Origin of the sequence: Methylobacterium organophilum (assembly GCF_022533465.1) — a bacterium.
Classification (GTDB): Bacteria; Pseudomonadota; Alphaproteobacteria; order Rhizobiales; family Beijerinckiaceae; genus Methylobacterium; species Methylobacterium organophilum.
In genome coordinates, this window is the sequence record NZ_CP092848.1 from 3,044,046 (window position 1) to 3,065,337 (window position 21,292).

31 protein-coding genes are annotated in these 21,292 nt (G+C 72.4%); 14 read left to right on the forward strand and 17 right to left on the reverse strand.

Annotated elements, in window-relative coordinates:
* Nucleotides 1-208: 208 nt before the first annotated feature.
* Entirely contained in the window at nt 209-463 is a 255-nt protein-coding gene (locus MMB17_RS14120; protein ID WP_241099224.1) for a hypothetical protein, read from the reverse strand.
* 473 nt (nt 464-936) lie between these two features.
* On the opposite strand from MMB17_RS14120, the gene MMB17_RS14125 reads away from it, so the two are divergent.
* Both MMB17_RS14125 and MMB17_RS14130 read left to right on the forward strand, forming a co-directional pair.
* Nucleotides 937-2,433, forward strand: coding sequence for a tyrosine-type recombinase/integrase (locus tag MMB17_RS14125; protein WP_017483083.1), 1,497 nt, complete (start codon nt 937-939; stop codon nt 2,431-2,433).
* Between the two features lie 232 nt (nt 2,434-2,665).
* Nucleotides 2,666-3,208 (forward strand): metallophosphoesterase family protein, encoded by a 543-nt coding sequence (locus MMB17_RS14130; protein WP_238254715.1) that lies wholly within the window; start codon nt 2,666-2,668, stop codon nt 3,206-3,208.
* Here the strand turns inward: MMB17_RS14130 and MMB17_RS14135 are convergent.
* The 5 genes from MMB17_RS14135 to MMB17_RS14155 all read right to left on the reverse strand — a co-directional run bounded on the left by MMB17_RS14135 (nt 3,205) and on the right by MMB17_RS14155 (nt 5,943).
* Nucleotides 3,205-3,771: a hypothetical protein gene (locus tag MMB17_RS14135; RefSeq protein ID WP_157228086.1), complete on the reverse strand. Its 567-nt coding sequence runs from the start codon at nt 3,769-3,771 to the stop codon at nt 3,205-3,207. The genes MMB17_RS14130 and MMB17_RS14135 overlap by 4 nt on opposite strands.
* An 88-nt stretch (nt 3,772-3,859) precedes the next feature.
* Entirely contained in the window at nt 3,860-4,135 is a 276-nt protein-coding gene (locus MMB17_RS14140) for a hypothetical protein (protein ID WP_017483086.1), read from the reverse strand.
* Nucleotides 4,132-4,641, reverse strand: coding sequence for a hypothetical protein (locus MMB17_RS14145; protein WP_017483087.1), 510 nt, complete (start codon nt 4,639-4,641; stop codon nt 4,132-4,134). The genes MMB17_RS14140 and MMB17_RS14145 overlap by 4 nt, the downstream gene beginning before the upstream one ends.
* Before the next feature lie 709 nt (nt 4,642-5,350).
* Nucleotides 5,351-5,542, reverse strand: coding sequence for a hypothetical protein (locus tag MMB17_RS14150; protein ID WP_017483090.1), 192 nt, complete (start codon nt 5,540-5,542; stop codon nt 5,351-5,353).
* Nucleotides 5,539-5,943 (reverse strand): hypothetical protein, encoded by a 405-nt coding sequence (locus tag MMB17_RS14155; protein WP_017483091.1) that lies wholly within the window; start codon nt 5,941-5,943, stop codon nt 5,539-5,541. The genes MMB17_RS14150 and MMB17_RS14155 overlap by 4 nt, the downstream gene beginning before the upstream one ends.
* Nucleotides 5,944-6,200: 257 nt before the next feature.
* On the opposite strand from MMB17_RS14155, the gene MMB17_RS14160 reads away from it, so the two are divergent.
* A complete protein-coding gene (locus MMB17_RS14160; RefSeq protein WP_017483092.1) occupies nt 6,201-7,082 on the forward strand; it encodes a hypothetical protein in 882 nt (293 codons plus the stop codon).
* 58 nt (nt 7,083-7,140) lie between these two features.
* On the forward strand, nt 7,141-7,734 hold the full coding sequence (locus MMB17_RS14165; protein WP_017483093.1) for a hypothetical protein: 594 nt from the start codon (nt 7,141-7,143) through the stop codon (nt 7,732-7,734).
* A gap of 173 nt (nt 7,735-7,907) precedes the next feature.
* On the opposite strand, the gene MMB17_RS14170 is transcribed toward MMB17_RS14165, so the two are convergent.
* The 7 genes from MMB17_RS14170 to MMB17_RS14200 all read right to left on the reverse strand — a co-directional run bounded on the left by MMB17_RS14170 (nt 7,908) and on the right by MMB17_RS14200 (nt 11,750).
* On the reverse strand, nt 7,908-8,189 hold the full coding sequence (locus MMB17_RS14170) for a hypothetical protein (protein ID WP_017483094.1): 282 nt from the start codon (nt 8,187-8,189) through the stop codon (nt 7,908-7,910).
* A 333-nt stretch (nt 8,190-8,522) separates the two neighbouring features.
* Nucleotides 8,523-9,341 carry a universal stress protein gene (locus MMB17_RS14175; protein WP_026105327.1) on the reverse strand — a complete coding sequence of 273 codons (819 nt, stop codon included), beginning with the start codon at nt 9,339-9,341 and terminating at the stop codon, nt 8,523-8,525.
* A 71-nt stretch (nt 9,342-9,412) separates the two neighbouring features.
* A complete protein-coding gene (locus MMB17_RS14180; RefSeq protein ID WP_017483096.1) occupies nt 9,413-10,402 on the reverse strand; it encodes a glucokinase in 990 nt (329 codons plus the stop codon).
* 31 nt (nt 10,403-10,433) lie between these two features.
* Nucleotides 10,434-10,682 carry a hypothetical protein gene (locus MMB17_RS14185; protein ID WP_017483097.1) on the reverse strand — a complete coding sequence of 83 codons (249 nt, stop codon included), beginning with the start codon at nt 10,680-10,682 and terminating at the stop codon, nt 10,434-10,436.
* Nucleotides 10,683-10,723: 41 nt separating this feature from the next.
* Nucleotides 10,724-11,068, reverse strand: a complete 345-nt coding sequence (locus MMB17_RS14190) for a c-type cytochrome (RefSeq protein ID WP_017483098.1) — start codon at nt 11,066-11,068, stop codon at nt 10,724-10,726.
* Entirely contained in the window at nt 11,065-11,439 is a 375-nt protein-coding gene (locus MMB17_RS14195; protein WP_017483099.1) for an SPW repeat protein, read from the reverse strand. Before MMB17_RS14195 ends, MMB17_RS14190 begins: the two co-directional genes overlap by 4 nt.
* 71 nt (nt 11,440-11,510) lie before the next feature.
* A complete protein-coding gene (locus MMB17_RS14200) occupies nt 11,511-11,750 on the reverse strand; it encodes a biotin/lipoyl-containing protein (protein WP_017483100.1) in 240 nt (79 codons plus the stop codon).
* A 184-nt stretch (nt 11,751-11,934) separates the two neighbouring features.
* Here MMB17_RS14200 and MMB17_RS14205 point away from each other — a divergent pair, with 184 nt between their 5' ends.
* From MMB17_RS14205 to MMB17_RS14235, 7 genes are all read left to right on the forward strand, one after another.
* A complete protein-coding gene (locus tag MMB17_RS14205; protein ID WP_017483101.1) occupies nt 11,935-12,453 on the forward strand; it encodes an ion channel in 519 nt (172 codons plus the stop codon).
* Nucleotides 12,454-12,536: 83 nt separating this feature from the next.
* Nucleotides 12,537-12,752 (forward strand): hypothetical protein, encoded by a 216-nt coding sequence (locus MMB17_RS14210; protein WP_017483102.1) that lies wholly within the window; start codon nt 12,537-12,539, stop codon nt 12,750-12,752.
* A gap of 10 nt (nt 12,753-12,762) precedes the next feature.
* Nucleotides 12,763-13,020 carry a hypothetical protein gene (locus MMB17_RS14215; protein WP_017483103.1) on the forward strand — a complete coding sequence of 86 codons (258 nt, stop codon included), beginning with the start codon at nt 12,763-12,765 and terminating at the stop codon, nt 13,018-13,020.
* Nucleotides 13,017-14,345: an NRAMP family divalent metal transporter gene (locus MMB17_RS14220; RefSeq protein WP_183666364.1), complete on the forward strand. Its 1,329-nt coding sequence runs from the start codon at nt 13,017-13,019 to the stop codon at nt 14,343-14,345. The genes MMB17_RS14215 and MMB17_RS14220 overlap by 4 nt, the downstream gene beginning before the upstream one ends.
* A gap of 70 nt (nt 14,346-14,415) precedes the next feature.
* Nucleotides 14,416-14,871, forward strand: coding sequence for a response regulator (locus tag MMB17_RS14225; RefSeq protein WP_026105328.1), 456 nt, complete (start codon nt 14,416-14,418; stop codon nt 14,869-14,871).
* A 48-nt stretch (nt 14,872-14,919) separates the two neighbouring features.
* A complete protein-coding gene (locus MMB17_RS14230) occupies nt 14,920-15,567 on the forward strand; it encodes a BON domain-containing protein (RefSeq protein WP_017483106.1) in 648 nt (215 codons plus the stop codon).
* A gap of 82 nt (nt 15,568-15,649) precedes the next feature.
* Complete coding sequence (locus MMB17_RS14235; protein ID WP_017483107.1) at nt 15,650-16,462, forward strand: universal stress protein; 813 nt, start codon at nt 15,650-15,652, stop codon at nt 16,460-16,462.
* Between the two features lie 336 nt (nt 16,463-16,798).
* On the opposite strand, the gene MMB17_RS14245 is transcribed toward MMB17_RS14235, so the two are convergent.
* The 3 genes from MMB17_RS14245 to MMB17_RS14255 are packed head-to-tail and all read right to left on the reverse strand — an operon-like array spanning nt 16,799 to nt 18,822.
* Entirely contained in the window at nt 16,799-17,659 is an 861-nt protein-coding gene (locus tag MMB17_RS14245; RefSeq protein ID WP_017483108.1) for a universal stress protein, read from the reverse strand.
* Nucleotides 17,660-17,674: 15 nt separating this feature from the next.
* Nucleotides 17,675-18,007 carry a c-type cytochrome gene (locus MMB17_RS14250; protein WP_017483109.1) on the reverse strand — a complete coding sequence of 111 codons (333 nt, stop codon included), beginning with the start codon at nt 18,005-18,007 and terminating at the stop codon, nt 17,675-17,677.
* Complete coding sequence (locus MMB17_RS14255) at nt 18,007-18,822, reverse strand: universal stress protein (RefSeq protein ID WP_017483110.1); 816 nt, start codon at nt 18,820-18,822, stop codon at nt 18,007-18,009. The genes MMB17_RS14250 and MMB17_RS14255 overlap by 1 nt, the downstream gene beginning before the upstream one ends.
* Nucleotides 18,823-19,347: 525 nt before the next feature.
* On the opposite strand from MMB17_RS14255, the gene MMB17_RS14260 reads away from it, so the two are divergent.
* The 3 genes from MMB17_RS14260 to MMB17_RS14270 are packed head-to-tail and all read left to right on the forward strand — an operon-like array spanning nt 19,348 to nt 20,296.
* Nucleotides 19,348-19,569, forward strand: a complete 222-nt coding sequence (locus tag MMB17_RS14260) for a hypothetical protein (protein WP_017483112.1) — start codon at nt 19,348-19,350, stop codon at nt 19,567-19,569.
* On the forward strand, nt 19,566-19,730 hold the full coding sequence (locus MMB17_RS14265; protein WP_017483113.1) for a hypothetical protein: 165 nt from the start codon (nt 19,566-19,568) through the stop codon (nt 19,728-19,730). The genes MMB17_RS14260 and MMB17_RS14265 overlap by 4 nt, the downstream gene beginning before the upstream one ends.
* A 35-nt stretch (nt 19,731-19,765) precedes the next feature.
* Nucleotides 19,766-20,296, forward strand: coding sequence for a cytochrome b (locus MMB17_RS14270; protein WP_017483114.1), 531 nt, complete (start codon nt 19,766-19,768; stop codon nt 20,294-20,296).
* 226 nt (nt 20,297-20,522) lie between these two features.
* On the opposite strand, the gene MMB17_RS14275 is transcribed toward MMB17_RS14270, so the two are convergent.
* The gene (locus MMB17_RS14275; RefSeq protein WP_017483115.1) at nt 20,523-21,242 is read right to left on the reverse strand and encodes a Crp/Fnr family transcriptional regulator; all 720 of its coding nucleotides are present in this window, start codon (nt 21,240-21,242) and stop codon (nt 20,523-20,525) included.
* Between the last annotated feature and the right edge of the window lie 50 nt (nt 21,243-21,292).

Genomic DNA, 21,292 nt, shown 5'->3' on the forward strand with positions numbered 1-21,292 from the left:
CGCGTCGGCCTTGCCCCCTCCCTCTCGAAGCGCAGGCAGGAGGCGAGGGCGTCTTTCAGATCGTCAAAGGGAGCCGCCTGAGCCGGCGAGGTGAGGGCCAGGGGAAGCAGAGCCGCGCAGACGAGCCTGAACCGTCCCGCCGGCAGGGTCCGCCCCTGGCGCGGCGAAGGGCAGCCTTCCTGAGAAGAAGCCACGACCGGCGGGACGGTCACGGCGCCTCGCGAATCACGCGCCGCGCTTCCTGAAGCAGAACCGTGTGCCGGATCGCCTCCGGCCCCTCGTTCGGCGTGTCCTGTCCCTCCTCGCGCACGCAGCGCAGGAACTTGCGCCGGTTGAACCCGAGGGGGCGCAGGCTGGCGACGAGGGCACGCAGCACCATGCGCACCGCCTCCTCGCGCTGCTGGGCGAGAGCAAGCTTGGCGCGCAGCGCCGCGACTTCGCCGGCCGGGTCCGGCCGGAGCATCGGCAAACCGGATCGTATCTCGCCCGCCACCTTGTCTCTCCCCATATTGGCCGCCGTCCATTGGCCTGCCACCGCGCGCTTGTCGAGCGCCGTCGGACGCCGCCCTGCGATGGTTCGCCGGAAACCGGTCGGGTCGTCCGAAAGTCGGGAAGAATACGCCGCCACGCGCAGGGGCGAAGGCTATTTCGCGAGCAACCTCACGCCGTTCATCAGAAGAACGGCGAAATGGATTCTGTATCTCTGGGATGATTGGTGGGCGCACTAGGGTTCGAACCTAGGACCCGCTGATTAAGAGTCAGCTTCCCGACCGGTTTTGGGCGGCTTCTGGTGCCAGGAACGTGTAGCTAACGGGCGTTAACTTCCGCGAGCATCCACAGGGACTTAGCCAGCGGCGGCGGTTTTCCCTCGACGGCGGGCCCCGGCCGGGTGATTTTCGCGGCCCCGCCCAAAGCCGCCCAAGGAATCCCGCCCAAATGGCCCGCGCCAAGCCCGCTGCGAAGAAGGCCGCACCGGCCCGCGCCCGGATCGACTGGCCGCCCCGCGGGCCGGTCGACATCACGGGGACATTCATCACCCGGTGCCGGGAGGAGCAGCGCCCCGGCGTGCCGGCCGTCGACGTCCGCGACCTGCGCGCCCCGGGCCTGCTGCTGCGGGTCTCGCCCCGGACGATATCGTGGGGCTGGAAGGCGGAGCGCCTCAAGAGGACGGTACGCCTTGACCTCGGGCCGGTGGAGCGGCTGACCGTCGCCCAGGCCCGCCAGGTCGCCGGGGAGGCCATGGACCTGCTTCGCTCCGGCAACGGCTGGCCGACCCTGCTCTGGCTCAACCGGCGCCTGGCCGAGCTCGGCCTCATGCGGATCGAGGAGGTGTTCCCGAAGAACGTCTACCACCACCCGACGCCCGCGCCCCCGCCGCGGCCCCGGGGCTGGACGTACGATCAGGCCGTCGCCGCCTACCTCGCCGCCCACGAGCCCGAGTGGCGCAAGGCCGCCCACGAAGACGCGCGCAAGAACCTGCGCCACCCCGTCCTCAAGCGGTTCGCCGGCATGCCGGTGGCGGCCGTCACGCCCGACGACCTGGCGACGGTGCTGGCCGCGAAGAACCGCTCGCACCACCGCCAGGCCGAGGCCCTGTTCGTGCGGCTGCGCCACTTCTACGGCTGGCTTGCGACGCCGGGGCCGAGGCGGGACAGCGGCGTCGCCAAGGGCCACCTCGACGACCTGCAGCGGCCCAAGCGCCCGAAGGCGCGCGAGGGCGAGGCGCCGCGGCAGCAGGTGCGCTGGCCGACGATGGAGCGCGTCGGGCTGCTCGTGGCGCTCGCCCGCACCGACCTGCTCGACCCTCGCCTGGCCGCCGCGGTGCTGCTCCTGGTCGCGACGGTCCAGCGCCGGCACGCCATCGTGTCCGCCCGGCTCGACGAGTTCTCCGATGCCGGCGATGGCTGGGGCGTGTGGCGCCTGCCGCCCGTGCGGCGCAAGACGGGCGAGACGGGCCGGGCGCAGGCGCACCACGCGGTGCCGCTGCCGCCGCCGGTCTGGGCGGCGGTCCGGGGGCAGTTCGGGGAGGGGCCGTGGCTGTTCCCGGGGATGCGGCCGCGCCGCGCCGGCGCGCCGGTCGGCTACCTGTCCGAATCGGCGCTGACGCACCTGCTCGCGGCGCTCCCGGTCGACACTAGCCCGCACGACCTGCGCCGCGCCCTGCGCTCGCATGGCCGCCGGGCCCTGGGCCTGGCGCCGTCGGTCCTGGACATGATCATCGACCACGCCGAGGGCGTCGCGTCGGGCAACGTGTCCGAGCGGCACTACGTCGACGACGACCGCATGGACCTGAAGCGGCCCGCGATGAGGGCGTGGTGGGACCTAGTCGAGGAGCACGCCGGCAAGGCGAAGTTCGACCTCGACGAGGTGCGGGCCGGGTTCCTGGCTGCACGCGCTAGGCAGAAGGGGAGGGAGCCCACGGTACAAACCTAAGGCAGAATCCCGGATCCGCCTTAGGTTTGTCCCACCAGACCGCCCCGGCCAGGCATTCGTTCACCCTGCCGCGAGCCCGCGCTGGACCGCCACGCCGCGAGCTGCGATCGTCACGATTCCTGCCCCGCCTGAGACCTTCCCGATGTCCCGAAAACCCTGGGCCCCGCCGCCCGTCCCGACATCCCGGAGGCCCTGAGCGCGCGACGCCGGCCTCCGATTTTTGGAGGCCTCCGTGCCCGACACCTGGTTCACCGCCGACACGCATTTCCTGCACGCCGGGGTCATCCCGGCCTGCCGGCGCCCGTTCTCGTCCATCGCCGAGCACGACGCGTCGCTGGTCGAGGCCTGGAACGCGACCGTCCGGCCCGCCGACACCGTCTACCACGTGGGCGACTTCGCCTTGGGCCCGGCCGAGGCGGCCGAGCGCATCTTCCGCCGGCTGCACGGGCGCAAGTGCCTCGTCGCTGGCAACCACGACAAGCGGTCGCGCAAGCTCCCCTGGGCGGAGCAGCACGACGGGATCCGCGAGATCTCGGTCGAGGGGCGGCACCTGGTGCTGTGCCACTATCCCATGCGTAGCTGGCCGCGGGCGTTCCGGGGCAGCCTGCACCTGTACGGGCACGTGCACGGCACGCTGCCGGGCACGACGCAGTCCTGCGACGTAGGCGTCGACGTCTGGAGCTACCGGCCGGTGTCGCTCTCGAACATCGTGGATGCGATGGCCCTGAGCGACACCGTGCCGGAGGAGGTCGCCCGGGCGCGGAACAGGGGCTAGCCCCGCCCGAGATGAGCCTCGGCGACGATCCCGAGCTCGACCAGGTCCTCGCCCTCGGGCTCGGCCTCCCGCTCCGGGGCCGGCGATGACACCCACTTCCGGTGCGGTTGGAGGGCATGTCGGATGGCCTCGGCGCGGGTCGTCGTCGCGCGAACGACCCGCCAGTCCGACCGTATGGCGATCCAACGCCGGTTATCGACGAGCCAGTCCTCCCACGGCATCCCCGGGTCGGGATGGCGGTCGTCGAGGTACAGGCAACGGTATCGGAGCCGGTGCTCTTCACCCGGCGGGTCTCGGGGCATGCGGAGGATGAGCGCGAGCTCACGCTCCCTCTGGTCGAGGGCCGGGTCCGGGTTGAGGACGAGGAGGCCCTGCCGTGGGCGGCGCTCGGGATGCACTGCCTGTGGCAGTCGGCTCTGCGCGTAGAGCCGGTGCGCCCAAGGATCGCTGTGTTCTTCGAGCACGACCGGCATGGGCCGCCACCAGCCCCAGCCGATGTCGGCGAGGTGCATATACTTAGCCCCGGGCACCTTCGGCCATTCGACCGTGTAATCCTCAGGCATGCCGCCCTCCTCGCTCTCGACGGGGACGGCGTAGCAGGCGCGCGTGAATCGACCCGTCGGGAATCGCGTCAAATGCGATGAGGCTCGTTCAACCCGCGGCAACCCTAACCGCCACGGCGCGAGCGGCGGCCGCCTCGAATTCCAGGCTGTCCGCTAGGTCCGTGAGCAGGCGCGCGACGGCGGGCCCGACCCATCCGGGGATCTCGCGGGCGCCCGACGCCCAGCGGTCGACGCCGCGGGGATCCAGGCTCTCGCGGGGGCCGTCGGGGTGCATGGCGCCGAGCATCCGGGCGAGCGGGCGCTTCCACTCTTCGTCGCTGCCCGAGAGCAGGCGGCCGGCGGGGGCGAGGTCGGCGGGCGTCATTGCAGTCCCTCCAGCGCGGCGAGGTCCTCGGGGGTCTCGCGCCGGCGGCGCACGGTCCGGCACAGCGCGTCGAGGGCCGAGTCCAGGCTCACCGCGCACTCGCCGACGATGAGGCGCGCTTCCCGGTCGACGGCGGCGTAGCGGCCGCCCCCGGCTCCCGCGGCGTGGCCGTCGGCGGCGAGCTCGCCCCGGTGCCAGGCGTGGGCGGGCCAGGCGCCGGGCGGCGTCTCGACGAGCAGGCCGACGAGGTCGCCGGTCTCGTCGTCCGTGACGCGCGCGGCCCATGCCGGCGTGGCGTCGCGGAGGGGCGAGGAGAGGTAGAGGTCCTCGCGCCACGGGTCCGGGAGCGGCGCGAGGATGACGTTCATCGGGTGCCACGTCTCGACCGGGAACCGGCGCAGCCCGGCCAGGTCGCTGTGGCCCGGCCGGATGACCGTGCGGCCGTAGCCCCACCGGATGCGGCGGCGGATCGGCCGGGTGAAGGCGGGGGCGGTGACGGCGGCCATGCTCACCTCGCCTGCATGAGCAGGTCGCGGAGCCAAGCGCCGTCCGTGGGGCGGCGCGCCGGCGCCGGGGCGGCCGGGGGCTCGTAGTCGGGGAGCGCGTGCAGCCACGCGATGTCCTCGGCGGTCATCTCGCCCGGGACGGCGGCGGGACGGCGGGCAGCGCGCCTCGGCGGCCGCCAGGGCGACGGCGAGGGGGCGGCGGCGCGAGCTGCGGCACCGGCCGACGGGCCTGCGGGCGGGACGGCGGGACGCCCGGCCTCGCTGGGACGGTCCGCTCCGGCGTCTCGGGCGGGCCGTCCGCCGCGGCCGCCGACGTTCGCCTCAGCGCGGCCAGCGCTCCGCGTCCGGCCACGGACGCCGGTCCGCCGGCCGCCACCGGCGCTCGCACGAGGCCGGCCCGAGGATCGATGATGGCGGGCGGGGCCGCGGCCGCGCCGGCGGCGGGGATCCCGGGGCGGCCCCGGCACGAGCCTCAGGCGCGGCGGGTCCGGCGGGGGCGTCGTCATGGGACCTCGGGGCGGGTGCGGGGACGCGGCGGATCGGGGTGCGCGGCGCCGGGGCGGCCGCCTCGCCCGGCAGCGCGGACGCGGGCGACGAGGGGGTGCGCGGGGTCGCCGGCGGCGGCGGCCAGGGCGGCCGCCAGGGCGGCGACGAGGCGCTCACGGGGCGGCGCCGACGAGAGCGTCGAGGCCGTCGAGCAGGGGAGGGCTCACGGGCGGGGCTCCTCGATGGCGGTCCAGCGGGGCGCCTCGAACCGGACGAGGCCGGCGATGCGCAGGCGCTGCAGGACGGTCGAGACCTGCTTGACCCCGAGCCCGAGGCCGGGCGCCAGGTGCATCGGGAGCGCGCCCGCGGGGACGGCGCGCAGGGCGGCCAGGACGGCGGCGTCGCGGTCGGTCACGGGCGCCCCCTCACGTAGGCCCGGCCGATGCCGAGCGCCGACAGGATCTTCGCGCCCGGCGGGCGGCGGCCCGAAAGCACGTCTGCGAGGTAGCCGGGTCCGACGCCGTGGCGCCGGGCCCAGCGGGCGGCGGAGGGCGCGCGCTCGACGGCGGCGCGGAGCGAGAGTGGGCCGAGCATGGCGTCCCGCACGGCGGCGTCGGACACGAGCTGGCGCCCGGGCATGCGCTCCGTTCGGGGCCGCGGTACGATGCTCACGCCCGCCAGGCCGGCCCAGCGATGCGCCGTGCACTCCGCGACGCCCAGCCGGCGCGCGACGGCGCCGACGCCCACCGTGCTCGCGACGACACGGCGGACTTGCGCCGCCGTCACGCCCGAGCCGACCTCCCTCCACACCCGCATAGACCCCTCCACGAATCGACGCGCGACGCCGCGCCCAAGCATTCAAGCACGTTCGTCAGATGACGAAAGGGGAGTTGAGGGCACAAACTTAACGCGGACGACTGGATGAGCATGGAGCACTCAGAATTTACTCATTTAATGAGCATCCGGTTGGGGTCCAAAATTGACACCAGGACTGAACGAGATCTTGCGGCTGCCCCCGCGAGTGCTAGCATTCGTCATGTGCCGTAGTCGCGGCACAGCACAGGGAGGACGCGATGCCGGAGCTGTACAGGACGACGCGGGACTGGCAGGGGCCGCCGGAGGGCCTGGGCCTGGAGTGGCAGCCGCCGCGCGAGCTGCGCGTGTCGGGCGTCCTGAAGTGCCTCTGGACGGCTGAGGCCCCGTCGCAGGACTACGACGACGCGCTCGCCGGCCCCGAGGGGCGCCACCTGAAGGCCATCGGGTTCTCGCACGATCGCATGAGGTCCGGCCTGCCCTGCCTCTGGGAAGGGCCGGACTACGACCGCGAGCAGGCGGCCGTCCTCCTCAACACGGCCGCCCGGGGGTTGGCCGCCCACCGAGAGCGGGTCGCTCGCGAGCGCGCCCAGGCGGCCGCCGCGGCGGAGCGCCGGAGGGCCGAGGACCTCGCCCTCGCGGAGCGCGCCATCGCCGCCACGCGCGAGTCGCTGCGGACGCAGGGGTGGGCGTGGGCCGTGCGCGACGACGTCGAGCTCGCGGAGCGTCGCATCGCCAGGGGACCGGCTGGCTTGGAGCGCTACCAGAGCGAGCACCTGCTCGACCTCGTCGTGCGCGCGCAGGCCAACATCGACCGCGCGATGCGCGCGATGGAGATCCCGTACGAGCCCGAGGCCGAGCGGGCCGCCCTGCCGGAGGTGCAGGCCGCGGCGCATGAGGGCTGCCGGCTCCTGACCGCCCGCGACGCGGACCGGGCCTCGGTCGTCAACAAGTCCGGATGGGGCCGGAACAGCACGGTCCGGGGGCACATCCTCGCCGGCCTCCCGGCGCTGAATGCCGTGCTCGCCTCGCACGCGCTGCGGGCGCTCCGGACGCACCGCAAGCAGCTCCCCCCGGAGCTGGCGCTCAGGGTGTTCGGCCTCGACCTGCCCGACCTGCTCGCGGCGGCCGCGGCGGCGTGATTGTGGGTTGCGGGGGCGAGGCGATCATCAAAGCGTCGCCCCCGACAGGAGATCTCCAATGCGTTCCCTTGCCCGCCTGTTCGCCGCCCTCGCCGCCGTCGCCCTCGCGCCCCTGGTCTTCGTGTGGGAGGGCGGCCGCTGGGTCCTCCGGACTGTCGCGGGCGTCCGGCCGGATCCCGTCTTGCCCACCGCCGTCGCGGCCGAGGAATATCTCGACGCTGCCGCGGCCGTCCCCGCGCCGAGGCTGCCGACTGTCGCCGGCGTCCCTGCGACGCACCCGGTCGGCGTCGCGCTCGTCATGCACGCCCGGCACCTGACCGCCGGCGGCGACCCTGTCGACCTGTCCGGCCTGCCGGTGCCGGTCGCGACGTGGCTGCACTCCCTCTCGCCGGACGAGCTGACCGTCCTCGCCCGGACGCTCCCCCATCAGGCCGAGGCCCTCGCCGCCGGGCGCGGACGCGTCCCCGGGCTGCCTGGCTCCCACGACGCGGACGTGTCCGCGGAGCCCGTGACACATCCCCAGGCGGCCGATGTGGACGCGTCCGCGCCCGCATTCCACTGGCCCTACCGGGGGACGCCCGCGGACCGCGCGATGGCCGACCTGCTCGCGCACGTCGAGGGCGTCAGGGCGAGGCAGGCCAGGGTCGCCTAGGCCGCCCCAGCCCCCGAAAGCAACGAGGCCCGCCGGGGTGACCGGCGGGCCTTTTGGTTGTCCGACGTGCGCCCGCGCGGGGCCGACGTGCGTTCCATGTGCGTCTCTCTGCGGCCCCGCGTAGGCGCACCGGGAAAGCCGCAAGCGAAAAAGCGAGGGGCGCCGACGATTTCTCAGGCGCGCCTGGCAGGCCGGCGGGCCTCCGCCTTGGACGCCCGGATCCTCAGGCCGGCCACCTCAGCGCGGGCGGCGGCGAGCTGGCGGGCGAGCTCGGCCTCACGGGCGCGGGAGGCCAGGAGGGCCTGGCCGAGGCGGTGGACGGCTGCCTCCGACCGGGCCTCGGCACGGTCCCACGCGGCCCGCTCAAGGGCAGCCTTGGCGGCCCCGTCGGCGGCGAGCAGGGCGTTGAGCAGGCCGGTACCGACCTCGCCCGTCACTGCATGCCCGTGGCTCATGTCCGCCTCCCTCTCTCAGGAGGCCTATAGATTCAGGGTCCAGGCTCCCTGTCCAGCTGCGCTTGGCGAGAGGGTTACTGGATCCCTGGGCGTCGAATGCTCGGGACGCGTCCGGGCTCCTTCTCGACCCTGGCCGGATAGCCCCCCCGTTACTTCGGGGATCTGTAACGGAAATCCGAGGCGCCGCGGCGGGCGGCCTGAGTGCGCCCGACACGCACCAGTCAGTAATGCGCCATGAGCTGACCTTTGCCGTCAGCCATTCGAAGGGCTGGTCATCGACCGAGAGCAGACGCGCGCCTATAGGACCGGGTGGTCACGACTGTAGCGACCTCCTCAGTGGGACATCAGGCAACAGACGGTCGTCTCGCTCAGCAGGTCGCGCGTGACCCCGCCGAAGAACCACTCGCGTAGGCGGCTGTAGCCGTAGCCGCCCGTTACGATAAGGTCCCCGTCGATCGCGCGGACGGCCTTCTGCAGGTCCTCGGCGACGCTCCAGCCCGAGCGCGCCGCCAGATGCCCGCTGGCGTTGACGTCGTGCAGGGCGAGGTAGCGGACGACGTCGTCCACCTCCGCCCGGTCCCCGTCGTCCGTCATTCGAAGCACCTGGACCGCCTCCGCGCGCCTGAGCAGGGGCAAGGCGTCCGAGAGCGCCCGGCGGGTCTGCGGCGTGTTCTTCCAGCCGACGACGATGCGCCTAGCCTCCAGGTGCTCGATGCCGGCCGAAACCACGAGGACGGGGCGGCCCAGGCCCATGAGCGCGTCGCCGAGGTCGACGGCCATGCCCGGCCTGACGCCCTCGTCCTCGGCGTAGCGACCGACCACGACGAGGTCCGCGGCCCGGGACTGCCCTGCCAGGAACGGGACCGGACCGGCGATGTCGGAGCGCCACTCGACGCAGTCGTTCAGGCAGGAGCCATGGCGGAAGACCTGTTCGGCGGCTGCGCACCTGTCGAGGGCGGCTTGGCGGATCTCCTCGATGACCATGCCCATGGGCACGGCGGTCTCGCCGTAGCCCTGCGGGTAGTCGGGCATGCAGGCGGCGGCCCCGACGAGGCGGGCGCCGAGGCGGTGAGCCAGGTCCGCGGCGAGACGGACCCGCGTCCTGGCGTGGCGCCCGTCGTCGACCGCGACCATGATGCTGGCAATTGACACGGGAGCCTCCCTCGACCCGGAACGGGCAACAACAGGATGCGAGCGCCCGTGCCGGTCGGCGTTGATCTGCCTCAAGCCCGCCAGTCCTGGCCGGGGAACAGGAATCGGTCCGCCGCGCGCAGGAGCGCCGCCAGGCCGTCGATGGCCGGCTCGGGCCTCGTGATCACGAAGCGGGGGATGGCCTGCATCACCTCGCTGAACGGGGGCTTGTCCTCGAAGGCGTCCCGGAACGCCTCCCCCTTCAGGGCCTCGACGATACGCGGCGCGATCCCGCCGGCCAGGTAGACCCCGCCCGTCGCCGAGAACATCAGGGCGAGGTCGCCGGCGAACCGGCCCAGCAGGCGCGCGAACTGACGGACGGCCTCCCGCGCGAGCGGGTCGCCGACATTGGCCGCTTCGAGCACCTTCGGCGGCGATTGCCAGGCGGCCACGCCGCGCCCCGCCGCCAGCGCCCGCGCGAGCTTGGCGAGGCCGGGACCGGACAGCAGGGCTTCGGCGGTAAGCCTCCCCTCCGCCGGCATCAGGGCCTGCCACGGCAGTTCGTCGCGCTCGCACGGGCCGAAGCCGACATGGCCGGCCTCGGTCGTCTGGACCAGGAGGCGGTCGCCCGCCGGCACCAGGGCCGCGGCGCCGAGGCCGGTGCCTGCCCCGAGGACGAGGCGGGGCCCCCTTCCGGCCGCGACGGGCCCGATCCGCGCCAGGTCGGCCGCGTTCGCCTCGTCGAGCACGTGCAAGGCGGCCGCCTGCGGCACGTAATCGTTGACCAGCCGCGCCGCCTCCAGCCCGAGGGCGACGCCGATGTCGCCGAGGTCGAACAGCCAGGGCGCGTTGGTCATGCGCGTGGCGTACCCGTCGACGCGCCCCGCGACGGCGAGGAAGGCGGAGCGCGGCCGCGGCGTCCCCGGACCGTCGAGGTAGGCTTGCAGGGCCGCGATGGGCCCGGGGAAGCCGGCTGTCGGCACCTTCCGGATCGGGCCGGGGCATGCTCCCGGCGCGGGGAGCATGGCGAAGCGGGCGTAGGTGCCGCCGATGTCGGCCAGGAGCACGGGATAGGGCAGCATGCCGACGGGTCTCCGCTATGGGCGCGGTGGCCTAGCCGAGGGGCTTGCAGCAGGTGGCATGAGGCTGCCGGCAGAAGGTCAGACCTTCCTCGTCCCAGACCACGATGCAGCCGTGGCCCAGCGCGAAGTTCCGTACCCGGCCGAGGAGCGCGTCGTCGACGCCGAACAGGCGGTCGCAATCCGCGTTCGTCAGGCGCAGGGCCTGCCCGGCCCCGAGGCCGTCCAGGGATACCTGCAGGGCCGGAAGCGTGACCGTGGGCTGAACCGTCATCTCGTTCATCACGGCCGCTCCGTAAATATCCCAGGCTCACGGACGTGAGGCTAAGGCCCTTTCAGGCTGAGGATGTAGTCGATGACCGCGTCCATCTCATCGCGGTCGGGGCGCAGGCTCGGCATCCGTTCGTGGTGGCTCTGCAGGAAAACCGCGAGGGCCGGCCCCGTCGTTGAAGGCATGTTGGCGACCCGCAGGAAGGCGGGGCCGGAAAACTCGCCCGCCTGCGACCCGCGGCCGATGACGTGGCACTGGCTGCAGAGCTGCGTGGCAATGGTCCAGCCACGAACGCGGCGGTCCTCGATCCCACCGGCCATGACCGGGGAGCCGACGAAGGCAGCGAGCAGGCTGCCCAGTGCGAGGGTTCCGGACCGCCGTGGCGAGGGAGCGGTCATGAAGCCCTCGCGATCCTGAGGCGGGTCAGGGCGGCGCCTATGGCGACGGCCCCCGCGGTAACGTGCGCCCAGGTCGCGGCGTCGTTAACTGCGAACCCGAGGAGCCACGGCGCCAGGACCGTCCATGCCCCGGCGAGCGCGACCGCGCGCTCGAAGGACGGGCGGAAACGAAATTGGTTGATCCCCGTGAGCGAGAGGATCACCAAGCCCGGCAGCAGCGCCGAGAAGGCGGCCGGGCCTTGGTCGGCGAAGACCAGGACCCAGGCGGCCAACACCAGCGCGGTACCGGCCAGGTGTTCGAGGGCGCCGACGAGGATCTCGTCCGTGCCCCAGCCCGGAGAGGGCGTGACCCGCATACGTGCCTGGGACATGACCTGCCTCCACCATGTTCGATTGGCATTGTCGTCGCGGCCGCCGACGGGCGCTTGCCCGCCGCGGGAACTCAGGCGTGGACCTCGGCGATGATGCAGCCGGGGTCGACCACCTCGCTCGCCGGCGCCAGCACCTCCAGGCGGCCGCTGGCGGGGGAGACGATGTCGTGCAACGCCTCGCCGATGCGCACGGCGGCCACGGCCTCGCCGGCCCGCACAGTTGTTCCGTCCGCGACAAGCCAGCGCTCCAGTACGCCCTCGGGCAGCATGCCTGTGGTCCAGAGACCCTCGGCTACGTGGATGTCCGCCATGACCGCCTCCTGGCTCGGGGCGCGCGACAGGGTCGCCGGCCGGCAGGGGACGGCATCGGATGGAGGTCCGCCTTGATCTGGATCACGGCGTGACGGGCGGGCATCCCGCGGCCTTGAGGCAGGTCAAGGCGGCTCCCGGACGCTTTGGCAGGTTCACCACAGGCTCCTTCCTCGGACCGGAACCATGCTCGTCGTCCTGGCCGCCAGCGTCGTGCTCGTCGCGGTCACCATCCTGGTGCTTTACGAGACGCTCCGCCTCACCTCGGAGCACCTCGCCGAGTTGCCCGTGCCGCCGCGCTGGCGCATCGTCGCCGTGGTGCTCGCCGCCTTCGTCGGGCATACGGTGGCGGTCTGGATCTACGCCGCCGCCTACTGGCTCCTCGTCCTGCGGCTCGGGCTCGGTGCCTTCTCGGGCGTGCCCATCGAGAGCTTCGAGGACTGCCTCTTCGTCTCGGTGGTGGCCTACTCCTCGCTCGGCTACGGCGACCACGCGCCGGTCGGCCATGCCCGGCTGTTGACCGGCGTCGAGGCGCTAAACGGCCTGCTCCTGATCGGCTGGTCGGCCTCGTTCACCTACCTCGCCATGGAGCGCTACTGGCCGATGCACGGCAAGGCACGCGCCCACCGCGCCGCGAAGGCCCACCGTCCGGCGGACGGCGAGCCCGGCCGCGAGCGCCTCTTCCCGCCGGCGACCGGCACCTGAGCGCCGGTGGCCTTGCGCTGGATCAAGGCCGGCCACCCCGGCCGGCCCCAGGTTTCGCCCCAACCAGCAAGCGGAGGCGAACCATGCACGAGTATCTCGTCACCTTCCATAAAACCGTCCTGGACGACACCGGCCACGACCATCGCATCCTGCAGCGGCAGGCGGTGGTCCACGCCCGCTCGGACGTCGCAGCCGCTTACGCGGCCAAGGCGATGCTCTGCGAGGCCGACGGCGTCGTCGATTGGCGACTGCGGGCCGACACCTGCGAGGTCGTCGAACTCAGCCAGCACGCCGCCTGAGGAGGTGGGGATGAGCCACGAACTCACCGAACCCGTGCACTGGCAGGGGCGGCAATGGGCGGTCACCGGCTACGGGATCGAGGCCCTCGACGGGATGTACCACGTCCCGTTCTCCGACATCCCGGACATCGATGCCGCCCCGCCCCGGTGGCTGGAAGACCTGTGCCACCGCTACGGCACCGACCGCGACGACCTCGCCGCCGCCCTGCGAGTGGCGCGCACGGTCCGGCCCGGAGCGGAGGCTGCGCCGTCGAAGTCGGCCGCATGAGCACCGCTCACCTCCCCGCGGCCGAGAAGGCCGACGACCCGGAGGTTCCGAGCCCCGCCGTCGGGCCGTCGAAGCCGCGCCTGCTGAGGGTCCTCGGCCCCGGCTTGATCACGGGTGCCTCGGACGATGACCCCAGCGGCATCGCGACCTACGGCCAGGCCGGGGCCCAGCTCGGCTACGGCCTCAGCTGGACCATGCTCTACACCCTGCCGCTGATGGCGGCCGTGCAGATGGTCTCGGCCCGGATCGGGCGCACCACCGGCCACGGCATCGCGGGCGTACTGCGCGAGCACTACCCGAATGGCCTGCTGCAGTCCGTCGTCCTGCTCCTGCTGGTGGCCAACATCCTCAACCTCGGGGCCGACCTCGGCGCCATGGCGGACGCCCTGAACCTGCTGCTGCCGGGCCCGCGCTGGCTCTATGTCGTGCTGTTCGCCGGCATCTGCGCCTTCATGCAGCTCGTGCTGCAGTACACCCGCTACGTCGCCGTCCTGAAGTGGCTGACGCTGAGCCTGTTCGCCTATCTGGGCGTGGTGATCTTCGCTCGCGTCTCCTGGTGGGACCTCGGGCTGGCCCTGGCCGTTCCGCAGCTCGACCTCAGCGGTGGCGGCCTGACCACGCTGGTGGCCCTCTTCGGGACCACGATCAGCCCCTACTTGTTCTTCTGGCAGGCAGCCGAGGAGGCCGAGGACCTGCACGCCTACCCACGCCGGCGCGACCTCCTGCACGCGCCCGAGCAGGGCGGAGCCGCGCTCCACCGCATCGAGGTCGATACCCTCGTCGGCATGGCCTTCTCGAACTTGGTGGCGCTCGCCATCATGGTCACGACCGCGGCGGTTCTTCACCCGCGCGGCATCACCGACATCCAGACCTCGGCGCAGGCCGCGGAAGCGCTGCGCCCGCTGGCCGGCCCCTTCTCCGCCACGGTCTTCGCCCTCGGCATCGTCGGGACCGGGCTGCTGGCGGTCCCGGTGCTCGCGGGCTCGGCGGCCTACGCGGTCGGCGAGGCGCGGCGCTGGCCCGTGGGCTTCGGCCGCCGCCTCCTGGAGGCGCGGGCCTTCTACGGCACGGTGGCGCTCGCCACGCTGGTGGGCATGGTCATCAGCCTGGGTGCCGTCGACCCGATCCGCGCGCTCTACTGGAGTGCGGTCGTCAACGGCGTCATCGCGGTCCCCGTCATGGCCGTAATGATGCTGGCGGCGGCGCGCGCCGACATCATGGGCGCCTTCGCGGTGCGCGGTCCGCTCAGGCTGCTCGGCTGGACCGCCACGGCCTGCATGCTGCTCGCCGTCCTCGCCATGTTGGCCACCGCCGCGCTCCCTTGATCCAGCGCAAGGCGGCTTGGCTCGCCCGGTCCATTCTTCATGCACCGCAACCGGGAACGGGAATCGTGCGATGCAGGCATGTGGCGGAGAGAGGCAACCCACCGTCCTGGTGGCCGAGCCTCAGGCGCTGCCGGGCATGTGGCTGGAGGACGTGCTCACTGGCGCCGGCTGCGCCGTCAGCGGCCCCTACGGCACCTGCGAGGATGCCGCTGCGAGCCTAGACCGAAGCCCCCCGGACTTCGCGGTGGTGAGCGTCGACCTCAACTGGGGTCCTGGCTTTCCGCTCGCCTGCGCACTGCGCCGGCGCGGCATCCCCTTCGCCCTGATCGCCGGCAACGCCCGGGTGCCGGGCGCCTTCGCGGACGTGCCCGTGTTCGACCGGCTGTTCGATGCCCGGGACATGGTCTCGGCCGTGGCCGCCTCCTGCGCCGTCCCGGGCTGCCCGCGGACTTGCCCGATGCTGGGTAGGATCGCGGCCGGAGAGGAGCTTGCGCTGGATCAATGTCCGACGGCCTGCCGCGCCTAGCGTCGGCTCCGGCCAGGTACGACCTGGGCCTCATCGAGGAGACGGACCATGGGCGACAAGCTGATTCGCCAGAACGTCATCGACGAGCTCGACTTCGACCCGAGCATCGACGCCGCCCACATCGGCGTCGCCGTGGAAAACGGCATCGTCACGCTCACCGGCCACGTCGGCAGCTACACCGAGCGCGTCGCCGCCGAGAAGGCCGCCCAGAAGGTGCGCGGCGTGCGCGGGGTGGTGGAGGAGATCCAGGTCCGCTTCGGCGGCGAGACACCGCCGCGCGACGAGGACATCGCCCAGCGCGCGGTGCAGATGCTCGACTGGTCGGTGACCGTGCCCAAGGGCGCCGTGCAGGTGAAGGTCCAGAACGGCTGGGTGACGCTCTCCGGCAAGGTCGACTGGCAGTACCAGCGGGAGGAGGCCTACCGCGCGATCCGGCGCCTCGCAGGGGTCGCCGGCATCATGAACACCATCGAGGTGACCCCGAAGGCGAGCGTGCCCGACGTGCGCTCGAAGATCATGGCGGCGCTCAAGCGCAACGCCGAGCTTGAGGCCGACGCCATCAAGGTGACGGTGAAGGACGCCAAGGTCGTCCTGGAGGGCAAGGTGAACGCCTGGTACGAGCGCGAGCTCGCCGAGAATGCCGCGTGGTCGGCCCCGGGCGTGCGCGCCGTCGAGGACCACCTCACGCTGGGCTGAGCCCCGCCGGATGGGTGTGGTCCCGGACCATACCCATCAAGCATTCCCAACCCCGTCTTTGCCTGCCGGCCGGAGACCTCCCATGACCTTTGCCAGCATCATGGTGGCGATGGACCTGACGACGGAGGCGCGCGACCGCGTGCGCCTGGCCGGCCACCTCGCCGACGAGTTCCGCGCCCGCCTGATCGGCGTGGCGGCCGAAACGCCGGCCTACGCCGTGCCGCCGGTGGGACCGACGCCGGCGAGCGCCTACGCGCTGACCGCCTCGAACGAGACCGTGCTGAATGACCTCAGGCAGGCGCACGCCGCCTTCGAGGAGGCGGCCGGCAATCGCAGCCGCGTCGAGTGGCGCTCCAACATCGAGCTCCCGCTGCCCTTCCTCGTCGCGCAGGCCGCCGCCGCCGACCTTGTCGTGGTCGGGCGCAAGACCGAGCCCGGGACCATGCTGTTCTCGGTCGACCCGGGGGACCTCGTCATGCGTCTCGGGCAGCCGGTCCTGGTGGTGCCGCCCGAGGTCGACCACCTCGACGCCAAGCGTGTCGCAGTGGGCTGGAAGGACACCCGTGAGGCGCGCCGGGCGGTCTGGGACGCGCTGCCCTTCCTCAAGCGGGCGTCCCAGGTCGTCGTGATCTCCGTCGACGACGGGGACGGCGCGGCCGATCCGCAGGACATCGTCGGGTTGCTGCAGGTCCACGACGTCTACGCCACGTCCGTCCGGAAGGACGCTTGCGGCTCCGCAGCCTCCGAGGCCCTCGTGGACGCCGCTTCCGAGCAGGCCGCCGACCTGCTCGTCGCGGGTGCCTACGGCCACGGTCGGCTCCGCGAATGGGCCTTCGGCGGCGTCACTCGCGACCTTCTGGCATATGCCCCTATCTGTTGCCTGATGAGCCACTGATGTCCGCCGTCGCGCGTACAGCCGCGGCACGCGCTGCCCAACTGGGCCTCGCCGCGGTCATGGCGAGCGCATCGGCTATCCATGCACAGTCGAGGCCGGGCTCACCCGATTCGAGAGGAACCTTTGTTGAGCCGGCAAACGCGCCCCATCGTCACTGCTCCGGCTCCTGCCTGAAGAGCGGAACCCTGCGGTGGTTCTGCAAGCCCCACCAGACCTGCAGCTTGGACTGCGGCACGGCGCCCCCGCATATGCACTGCCACGACCTGCAGCGGCGAGTGGAGGCACAGGCCTGGGCTAGAGCGTCCGTCGGCTCCGCCTCCTTGCACTCACGGTCGGTCAGTGGGCCATGAGCATTGGGATGTGCGCGTGCTCGATGACATGGCGGGTGACGCCGCCGAGCAGGAACTCGCGCACGCGGCTGTGGGTGTAGGCGCCGAGCGCCAGCATCGAGGCGTTCCGCAGCCCCGCCTCGGCCAGGATGGCCGCGCCGACCGAAGTCCCATCCTCGACCTCCAGGGTGGCGGCCTCCGCCACGATGCCGTGCCAGCGCAGGTAGGCGCACAGGTCGGCCGCCCGCGCCTCCTCGAAGCGATCGGTGCGCGCATGCACGACAGTGACCCTGGCGGCCTCGTGCAGCAGCGTGATGGACTGGCCGATCAGGCGCGTCGCCTCCAGGCTGCCGTTCCAGGCGACCACGACGTGGTCGAGCAGGTCGTAGGGCACGCTCTCACCGACCATGAGCGTCGGGCGCCCGACCGAGAACAGGGCAGTGTCGAGCGCGCGGCCGGTGAAGGGCTCATCCGGGTTCGGGCGGTCGACGATGACGAGGTCGTTGATCCGGCCGGCGAGGGTGAGCAGAGGCTCGACCTCGCCAGAGAGCTCGGTCCAGGTCACGAAAGTAGCGTCGAGCCGGTCGCCCTCCGGCATGAACGCCACACCCTCGCGCTCGCACCAGGTTTCCAGGGCTGCCTTGCCCTCGGCCGCGGCCTCGCGCACGCCCCGCGCGATGGCCTCGATGGTCGCGCAGTCCATCGGCACGAGGCTCGCCATGCTGGCCATGACGTGCTCGGGGCCCGGCGCCATGAAGGCGACGCCGATGTGGGCCCGCAGGCGCCGGCCCAGGCGCAGGGCGGCGTCGAGCCGGCGCGTGGCGTCGAGACCGGGCGCGGTCGGGACGAGGAGGCAGCGCAGGAACATCGGGGATCTCCTCGCTCAGCGTTCCAGGGTCTTCAGGTAGGCGATCAGGGCCTCGACCTGGTCCGGGTCGAACCGGAACTCGGGCATGCTGGGGTGTCCGGTGCGGATGCCCTCGGCGAGCGCCTCGCCGAGATCCTCGACGGGGTAGCGCATGTGCAACTCACGGAAGGGCGGCGCCGCGAGCAGTGGACTTCCTCCGACGCGCCCCACCGCGTGGCACCGGGCGCAGTTGGTCCGGGCGAGCGTCTCGCCTTGCTTCACCTGCCGGTCCCAGGCAGTGGCGGGGCCGGCCATCAGGTTCGACAGAAGCGTGAGGGCGCCGATCAGGTTGAGGGCTGCCGGACGCATCAGTGGCTCATCAGGCAGCAGACGGGCGTGGTCTGCAGGACGTCACGGGTTGCACCCCCGAAGATCCACTCGCGTAGGCGGCTGTGCCCGTAGGCTCCCATCACGACGAGGTCCGCCTCCTCGCGACCGGCGAACCGGAGGATCTCGTCCGCGGCGCTGACCTCCGGGCTCCGCAGCAGGTGCGTGGTGACAGCCACAGAATGGTCGGAGAGATAGGCGGCCACGTCCTCGGCGCCCTCCCGGTCGGCATCGGGGCCAACCACCGCGACGAGGACCTCGTCGGCCCGGGTCAGGAACGGCAGCGCGTCGTGGACTGCGCGGCGCGCCTCGCGCGTGTCCTTCCAGGCCACCACGACCCGCTTTGCCGCGAGGCGTTCGATGCCGGGCGGCGCGACCAGCACCGGCCGCCCGACCTCCATCAGGAGCGCCCCGGCCGCGACGCCCATCGGGCCCGGGTCGCCGTCTGCCGGCCCCTGCCGGCCGACCACCACGACGTCGGCGGCCCGCGCCTGCCCGACGAGGTAGGCCAGGGGCTGGGCCGGCGCCGAGCGCCAGGCCGTCCCCTCCGCGGCCCCGGCCTCGCGCTCGAACAGGGCCTTGGCTTCCGCGAGCTGCTCGGCCGCCAGGCGCTCCTCGATGGCCCAGACCCGCTCGACCTCCAGCATGTCGCCGACCGGCATGGGGGCCAGGACCGGGCGCGCGGCGACCCCAATCAGCCTGGCCTCGAACCGCTCCGCGAGGCCGGCCGCCAGCTGGACCCGGTCCGCGGCCGCGGCCCCGAGGTCGACCGAGACCATGACGTTGGAGATCTTCATGACCGCCTCCCGCTGCCGGGCTCACCGGCTTGCCGGAGAGATCCTGCGCGCGGCGGCGGCCAAAGCCTTGATCCATCTCAACGGGACGCCGGCCTCGCGCAGGCGGACAGGTCCCGTACTGGGACGACGAAGAACGGGGGCGATCCGTCGGGCTTCAACGTCACGCTGAGGCATTCCGTCCCCAGCGCCTGGGTATCGGCGGCCGCGCAGCCGACATCCCATCCGGCCAGCTCGTAGACCACGGTTCCCGCAGTGGCACCGGGCTCGATCTCGCTGTCGCGGACCATGCGGTAGGCGCGCGGCCGCCATGGATGCCCGCCGAGCATTCTCCGGATTAGCCCCGAAAATCCCCTCATGTGAGCACCACCATCGCCTTCGGCCGGGCGGGGGTGGCCGCCCCGCCGCCTCGCCATTTGTCCGGGGAACGACTTGCGCAATCCGAGTAGATTACACTAATTCTAATTCAAGATGAGAGCGCGAGGGAGACCTGCCGGCTGGCGCGCCCTGACCCCCGGGCAACGGGCGATGTTGCTGCGCCTGCATCGCGACGGCCCCCTGGTCTCGCTCGCCCCTTGGGAAATGCGCACCATCCGCTCGTTGCTCGCGCGGGGGCTCGTCAGGCCGAGGATGCGCGGCGGGAGCGACATCGAGACGGCCGGCCTGTGGTTCCTTAGCGGCAAGGGCGAGCGGGCGCTGCCCCGTGCGGCGGCGGACGCCGGCGGCGCGGAGGCTCGAACCGGTCCATGACCATGAACTGGCTGATCGACCGGCTGCTTGTCCTCGGGATCGTCCTCGTGGTGGCCGGAGCCGTCGCCGCCCTTTCCGCGGCAGGGTTCGGCCGCGTCGGGGAGACCTGCGGGCTCGCTGCCCTCGTGGCGAGCCTCGTCACCGTCTGGCTCCGCCGGTGAGCCGGTCCCATTCCCGTGACGAAGGCAAACGCTCGATGCGACCGACAGAACCCAGCTATGACCGTGGCACCGTCACCCTGCACTGGCTGACAGCCGCCCTCGTGACCGTGCTCTGGTTGATCGGGACCTTCCTGGAAGACCTCCTGCCGAAGGGAGTTTTGCGCTCGGGGGTATGGTCGGCGCATTTCGACCTCGGACTTGTCCTCGCCGTCGTGCTCGTCGCGTTCATGGCGTGGCGCCGAACGGGCGGCCGCAGGCTGCCCATCGAGGATGCCGGGCCGCTGCACCGCGTGGCCAAGGGCACCCACGCGGCGCTGTACCTGCTGCTGCTGCTCATCGTTGCCCTCGGCATCGCGAACGCCTTCGTGCGCGGCGTCCACCTGATCGGACCCGTCGACCTGCCCAAGCTCGGTGATCCGGAATGGCGGAAACCGCTGACGCGCTGGCACGGCCTCGCCGCCCACCTGCTGATGGCCCTTGCCCTCTTCCATTCCGCGGCCGCGCTGGCGCACCATTACCTGTGGCACGACGCGGTCCTGCGCCGCATACTGGCCTGGAGGCGCTGACGGACCCGGCGCCGCCCGCGCCGGGGAATCAAGTCGCTGGGCCGGCCTAGGGGCGGCTCGGGCGCGACCGTGGAGCTCTCGCCCGGGCAGGGACTAAGGGTTGGATGGGCAACCCGGCCAGCCTCGCCGAGGAACGACTTTGCCGGGTACGGGGACTACACGCGCAGGGTGAGCTACCGGCTGGTCCCCAGCCTTCGGTGAGGGCGAACGGGAACCTCGGGCGCCCTCACGCGACCTCGCGCTCTAGGTGCAGGTAGTTCGGGTTGAACAGGGCGACGCGCTGGAGCGCCTTGAGGTCCGGGATGGTCAGCGTCCTGTTCCTCAGGATGATCAGCCCTCGCGTGCGCAGCTCCTGGAGGACCCGGTTGGTGTGGGCGGTCGAGATGCCGAGGGTGTCGGCGAGCTCGGTTTGGGTGAGCGGCCACGGACACTTCGGGCCGTCAGCCAACCCGACGCATTCCAGGCGTACGAAAAGTTCGCAGAGGAGATGGGCCGTGCGTTCCAGCGAGTCCCGCTGCCCCAGGTTCAGCGTCCATTCGCGCAGGATCTCCTCCCTGACCAGCGTCTCCCACCAGAGGCCCCGAAGCAGGCGCGGATGGTTCAGCGTCATGGCGCCGAGCGTATCCGTCGAGACCTCCACCAAGCTCACGGCCGTGATGGCCGCGAGCGCGTGGTCCATGGCACGCAGGATCGGGACGTTCAGGTCGCACAAGTCGCCGGGGAGGACGAACCCGACGATCTGCCGCCGGCCGTCTTCCAGCATCTTGTAGTGGCAGGCCCAGCCCGAGAGGATCAGGCGCATGACCCTGGGCGGCTCGCCCTCTCGAACGATGTCCGTGTGCGGCGCATAGGTTCGATGCGGGAGGGCCGCGAGGTCGTCGAGGACCGCCTTGTCTGCGGCCGTCAACCGGGTGAAGTGCTCCAGCTTCCGCGCCAGCGGGTTCATCGTGCCGACCCTCCATGGCGAACGCCGCGGCATGGAGGGCCGTCCGTGAC

Excerpts from the sequence above, each read along its gene's own strand:
- MMB17_RS14190 (WP_017483098.1), bottom strand. The coding sequence starts at position 11,068 with ATGACCGCTCCCTCGCCACGGCGGTCCGGAACCCTCGCACTGGGCAGC.
- MMB17_RS14225 (WP_026105328.1), top strand. The coding sequence starts at position 14,416 with ATGCAGGCATGTGGCGGAGAGAGGCAACCCACCGTCCTGGTGGCCGAG.
- MMB17_RS14235 (WP_017483107.1), top strand. The coding sequence starts at position 15,650 with ATGACCTTTGCCAGCATCATGGTGGCGATGGACCTGACGACGGAGGCG.
- MMB17_RS14200 (WP_017483100.1), bottom strand. The coding sequence starts at position 11,750 with ATGGCGGACATCCACGTAGCCGAGGGTCTCTGGACCACAGGCATGCTG.
- MMB17_RS14210 (WP_017483102.1), top strand. The coding sequence starts at position 12,537 with ATGCACGAGTATCTCGTCACCTTCCATAAAACCGTCCTGGACGACACC.
- MMB17_RS14135 (WP_157228086.1), bottom strand. The coding sequence starts at position 3,771 with ATGCCTGAGGATTACACGGTCGAATGGCCGAAGGTGCCCGGGGCTAAG.
- MMB17_RS14160 (WP_017483092.1), top strand. The coding sequence starts at position 6,201 with ATGCCGGAGCTGTACAGGACGACGCGGGACTGGCAGGGGCCGCCGGAG.
- MMB17_RS14185 (WP_017483097.1), bottom strand. The coding sequence starts at position 10,682 with ATGAACGAGATGACGGTTCAGCCCACGGTCACGCTTCCGGCCCTGCAG.
- MMB17_RS14275 (WP_017483115.1), bottom strand. The coding sequence starts at position 21,242 with ATGAACCCGCTGGCGCGGAAGCTGGAGCACTTCACCCGGTTGACGGCC.
- MMB17_RS14195 (WP_017483099.1), bottom strand. The coding sequence starts at position 11,439 with ATGTCCCAGGCACGTATGCGGGTCACGCCCTCTCCGGGCTGGGGCACG.
- MMB17_RS14120 (WP_241099224.1), bottom strand. The coding sequence starts at position 463 with ATGCTCCGGCCGGACCCGGCCGGCGAAGTCGCGGCGCTGCGCGCCAAG.
- MMB17_RS14215 (WP_017483103.1), top strand. The coding sequence starts at position 12,763 with ATGAGCCACGAACTCACCGAACCCGTGCACTGGCAGGGGCGGCAATGG.
- MMB17_RS14125 (WP_017483083.1), top strand. The coding sequence starts at position 937 with ATGGCCCGCGCCAAGCCCGCTGCGAAGAAGGCCGCACCGGCCCGCGCC.
- MMB17_RS14155 (WP_017483091.1), bottom strand. The coding sequence starts at position 5,943 with ATGCGGGTGTGGAGGGAGGTCGGCTCGGGCGTGACGGCGGCGCAAGTC.
- MMB17_RS14245 (WP_017483108.1), bottom strand. The coding sequence starts at position 17,659 with ATGTTCCTGCGCTGCCTCCTCGTCCCGACCGCGCCCGGTCTCGACGCC.
- MMB17_RS14230 (WP_017483106.1), top strand. The coding sequence starts at position 14,920 with ATGGGCGACAAGCTGATTCGCCAGAACGTCATCGACGAGCTCGACTTC.
- MMB17_RS14205 (WP_017483101.1), top strand. The coding sequence starts at position 11,935 with ATGCTCGTCGTCCTGGCCGCCAGCGTCGTGCTCGTCGCGGTCACCATC.
- MMB17_RS14250 (WP_017483109.1), bottom strand. The coding sequence starts at position 18,007 with ATGCGTCCGGCAGCCCTCAACCTGATCGGCGCCCTCACGCTTCTGTCG.
- MMB17_RS14265 (WP_017483113.1), top strand. The coding sequence starts at position 19,566 with ATGACCATGAACTGGCTGATCGACCGGCTGCTTGTCCTCGGGATCGTC.
- MMB17_RS14170 (WP_017483094.1), bottom strand. The coding sequence starts at position 8,189 with ATGAGCCACGGGCATGCAGTGACGGGCGAGGTCGGTACCGGCCTGCTC.
- MMB17_RS14270 (WP_017483114.1), top strand. The coding sequence starts at position 19,766 with ATGCGACCGACAGAACCCAGCTATGACCGTGGCACCGTCACCCTGCAC.
- MMB17_RS14255 (WP_017483110.1), bottom strand. The coding sequence starts at position 18,822 with ATGAAGATCTCCAACGTCATGGTCTCGGTCGACCTCGGGGCCGCGGCC.
- MMB17_RS14145 (WP_017483087.1), bottom strand. The coding sequence starts at position 4,641 with ATGGCCGCCGTCACCGCCCCCGCCTTCACCCGGCCGATCCGCCGCCGC.
- MMB17_RS14260 (WP_017483112.1), top strand. The coding sequence starts at position 19,348 with ATGTTGCTGCGCCTGCATCGCGACGGCCCCCTGGTCTCGCTCGCCCCT.
- MMB17_RS14165 (WP_017483093.1), top strand. The coding sequence starts at position 7,141 with ATGCGTTCCCTTGCCCGCCTGTTCGCCGCCCTCGCCGCCGTCGCCCTC.
- MMB17_RS14140 (WP_017483086.1), bottom strand. The coding sequence starts at position 4,135 with ATGACGCCCGCCGACCTCGCCCCCGCCGGCCGCCTGCTCTCGGGCAGC.
- MMB17_RS14220 (WP_183666364.1), top strand. The coding sequence starts at position 13,017 with ATGAGCACCGCTCACCTCCCCGCGGCCGAGAAGGCCGACGACCCGGAG.
- MMB17_RS14180 (WP_017483096.1), bottom strand. The coding sequence starts at position 10,402 with ATGCTGCCCTATCCCGTGCTCCTGGCCGACATCGGCGGCACCTACGCC.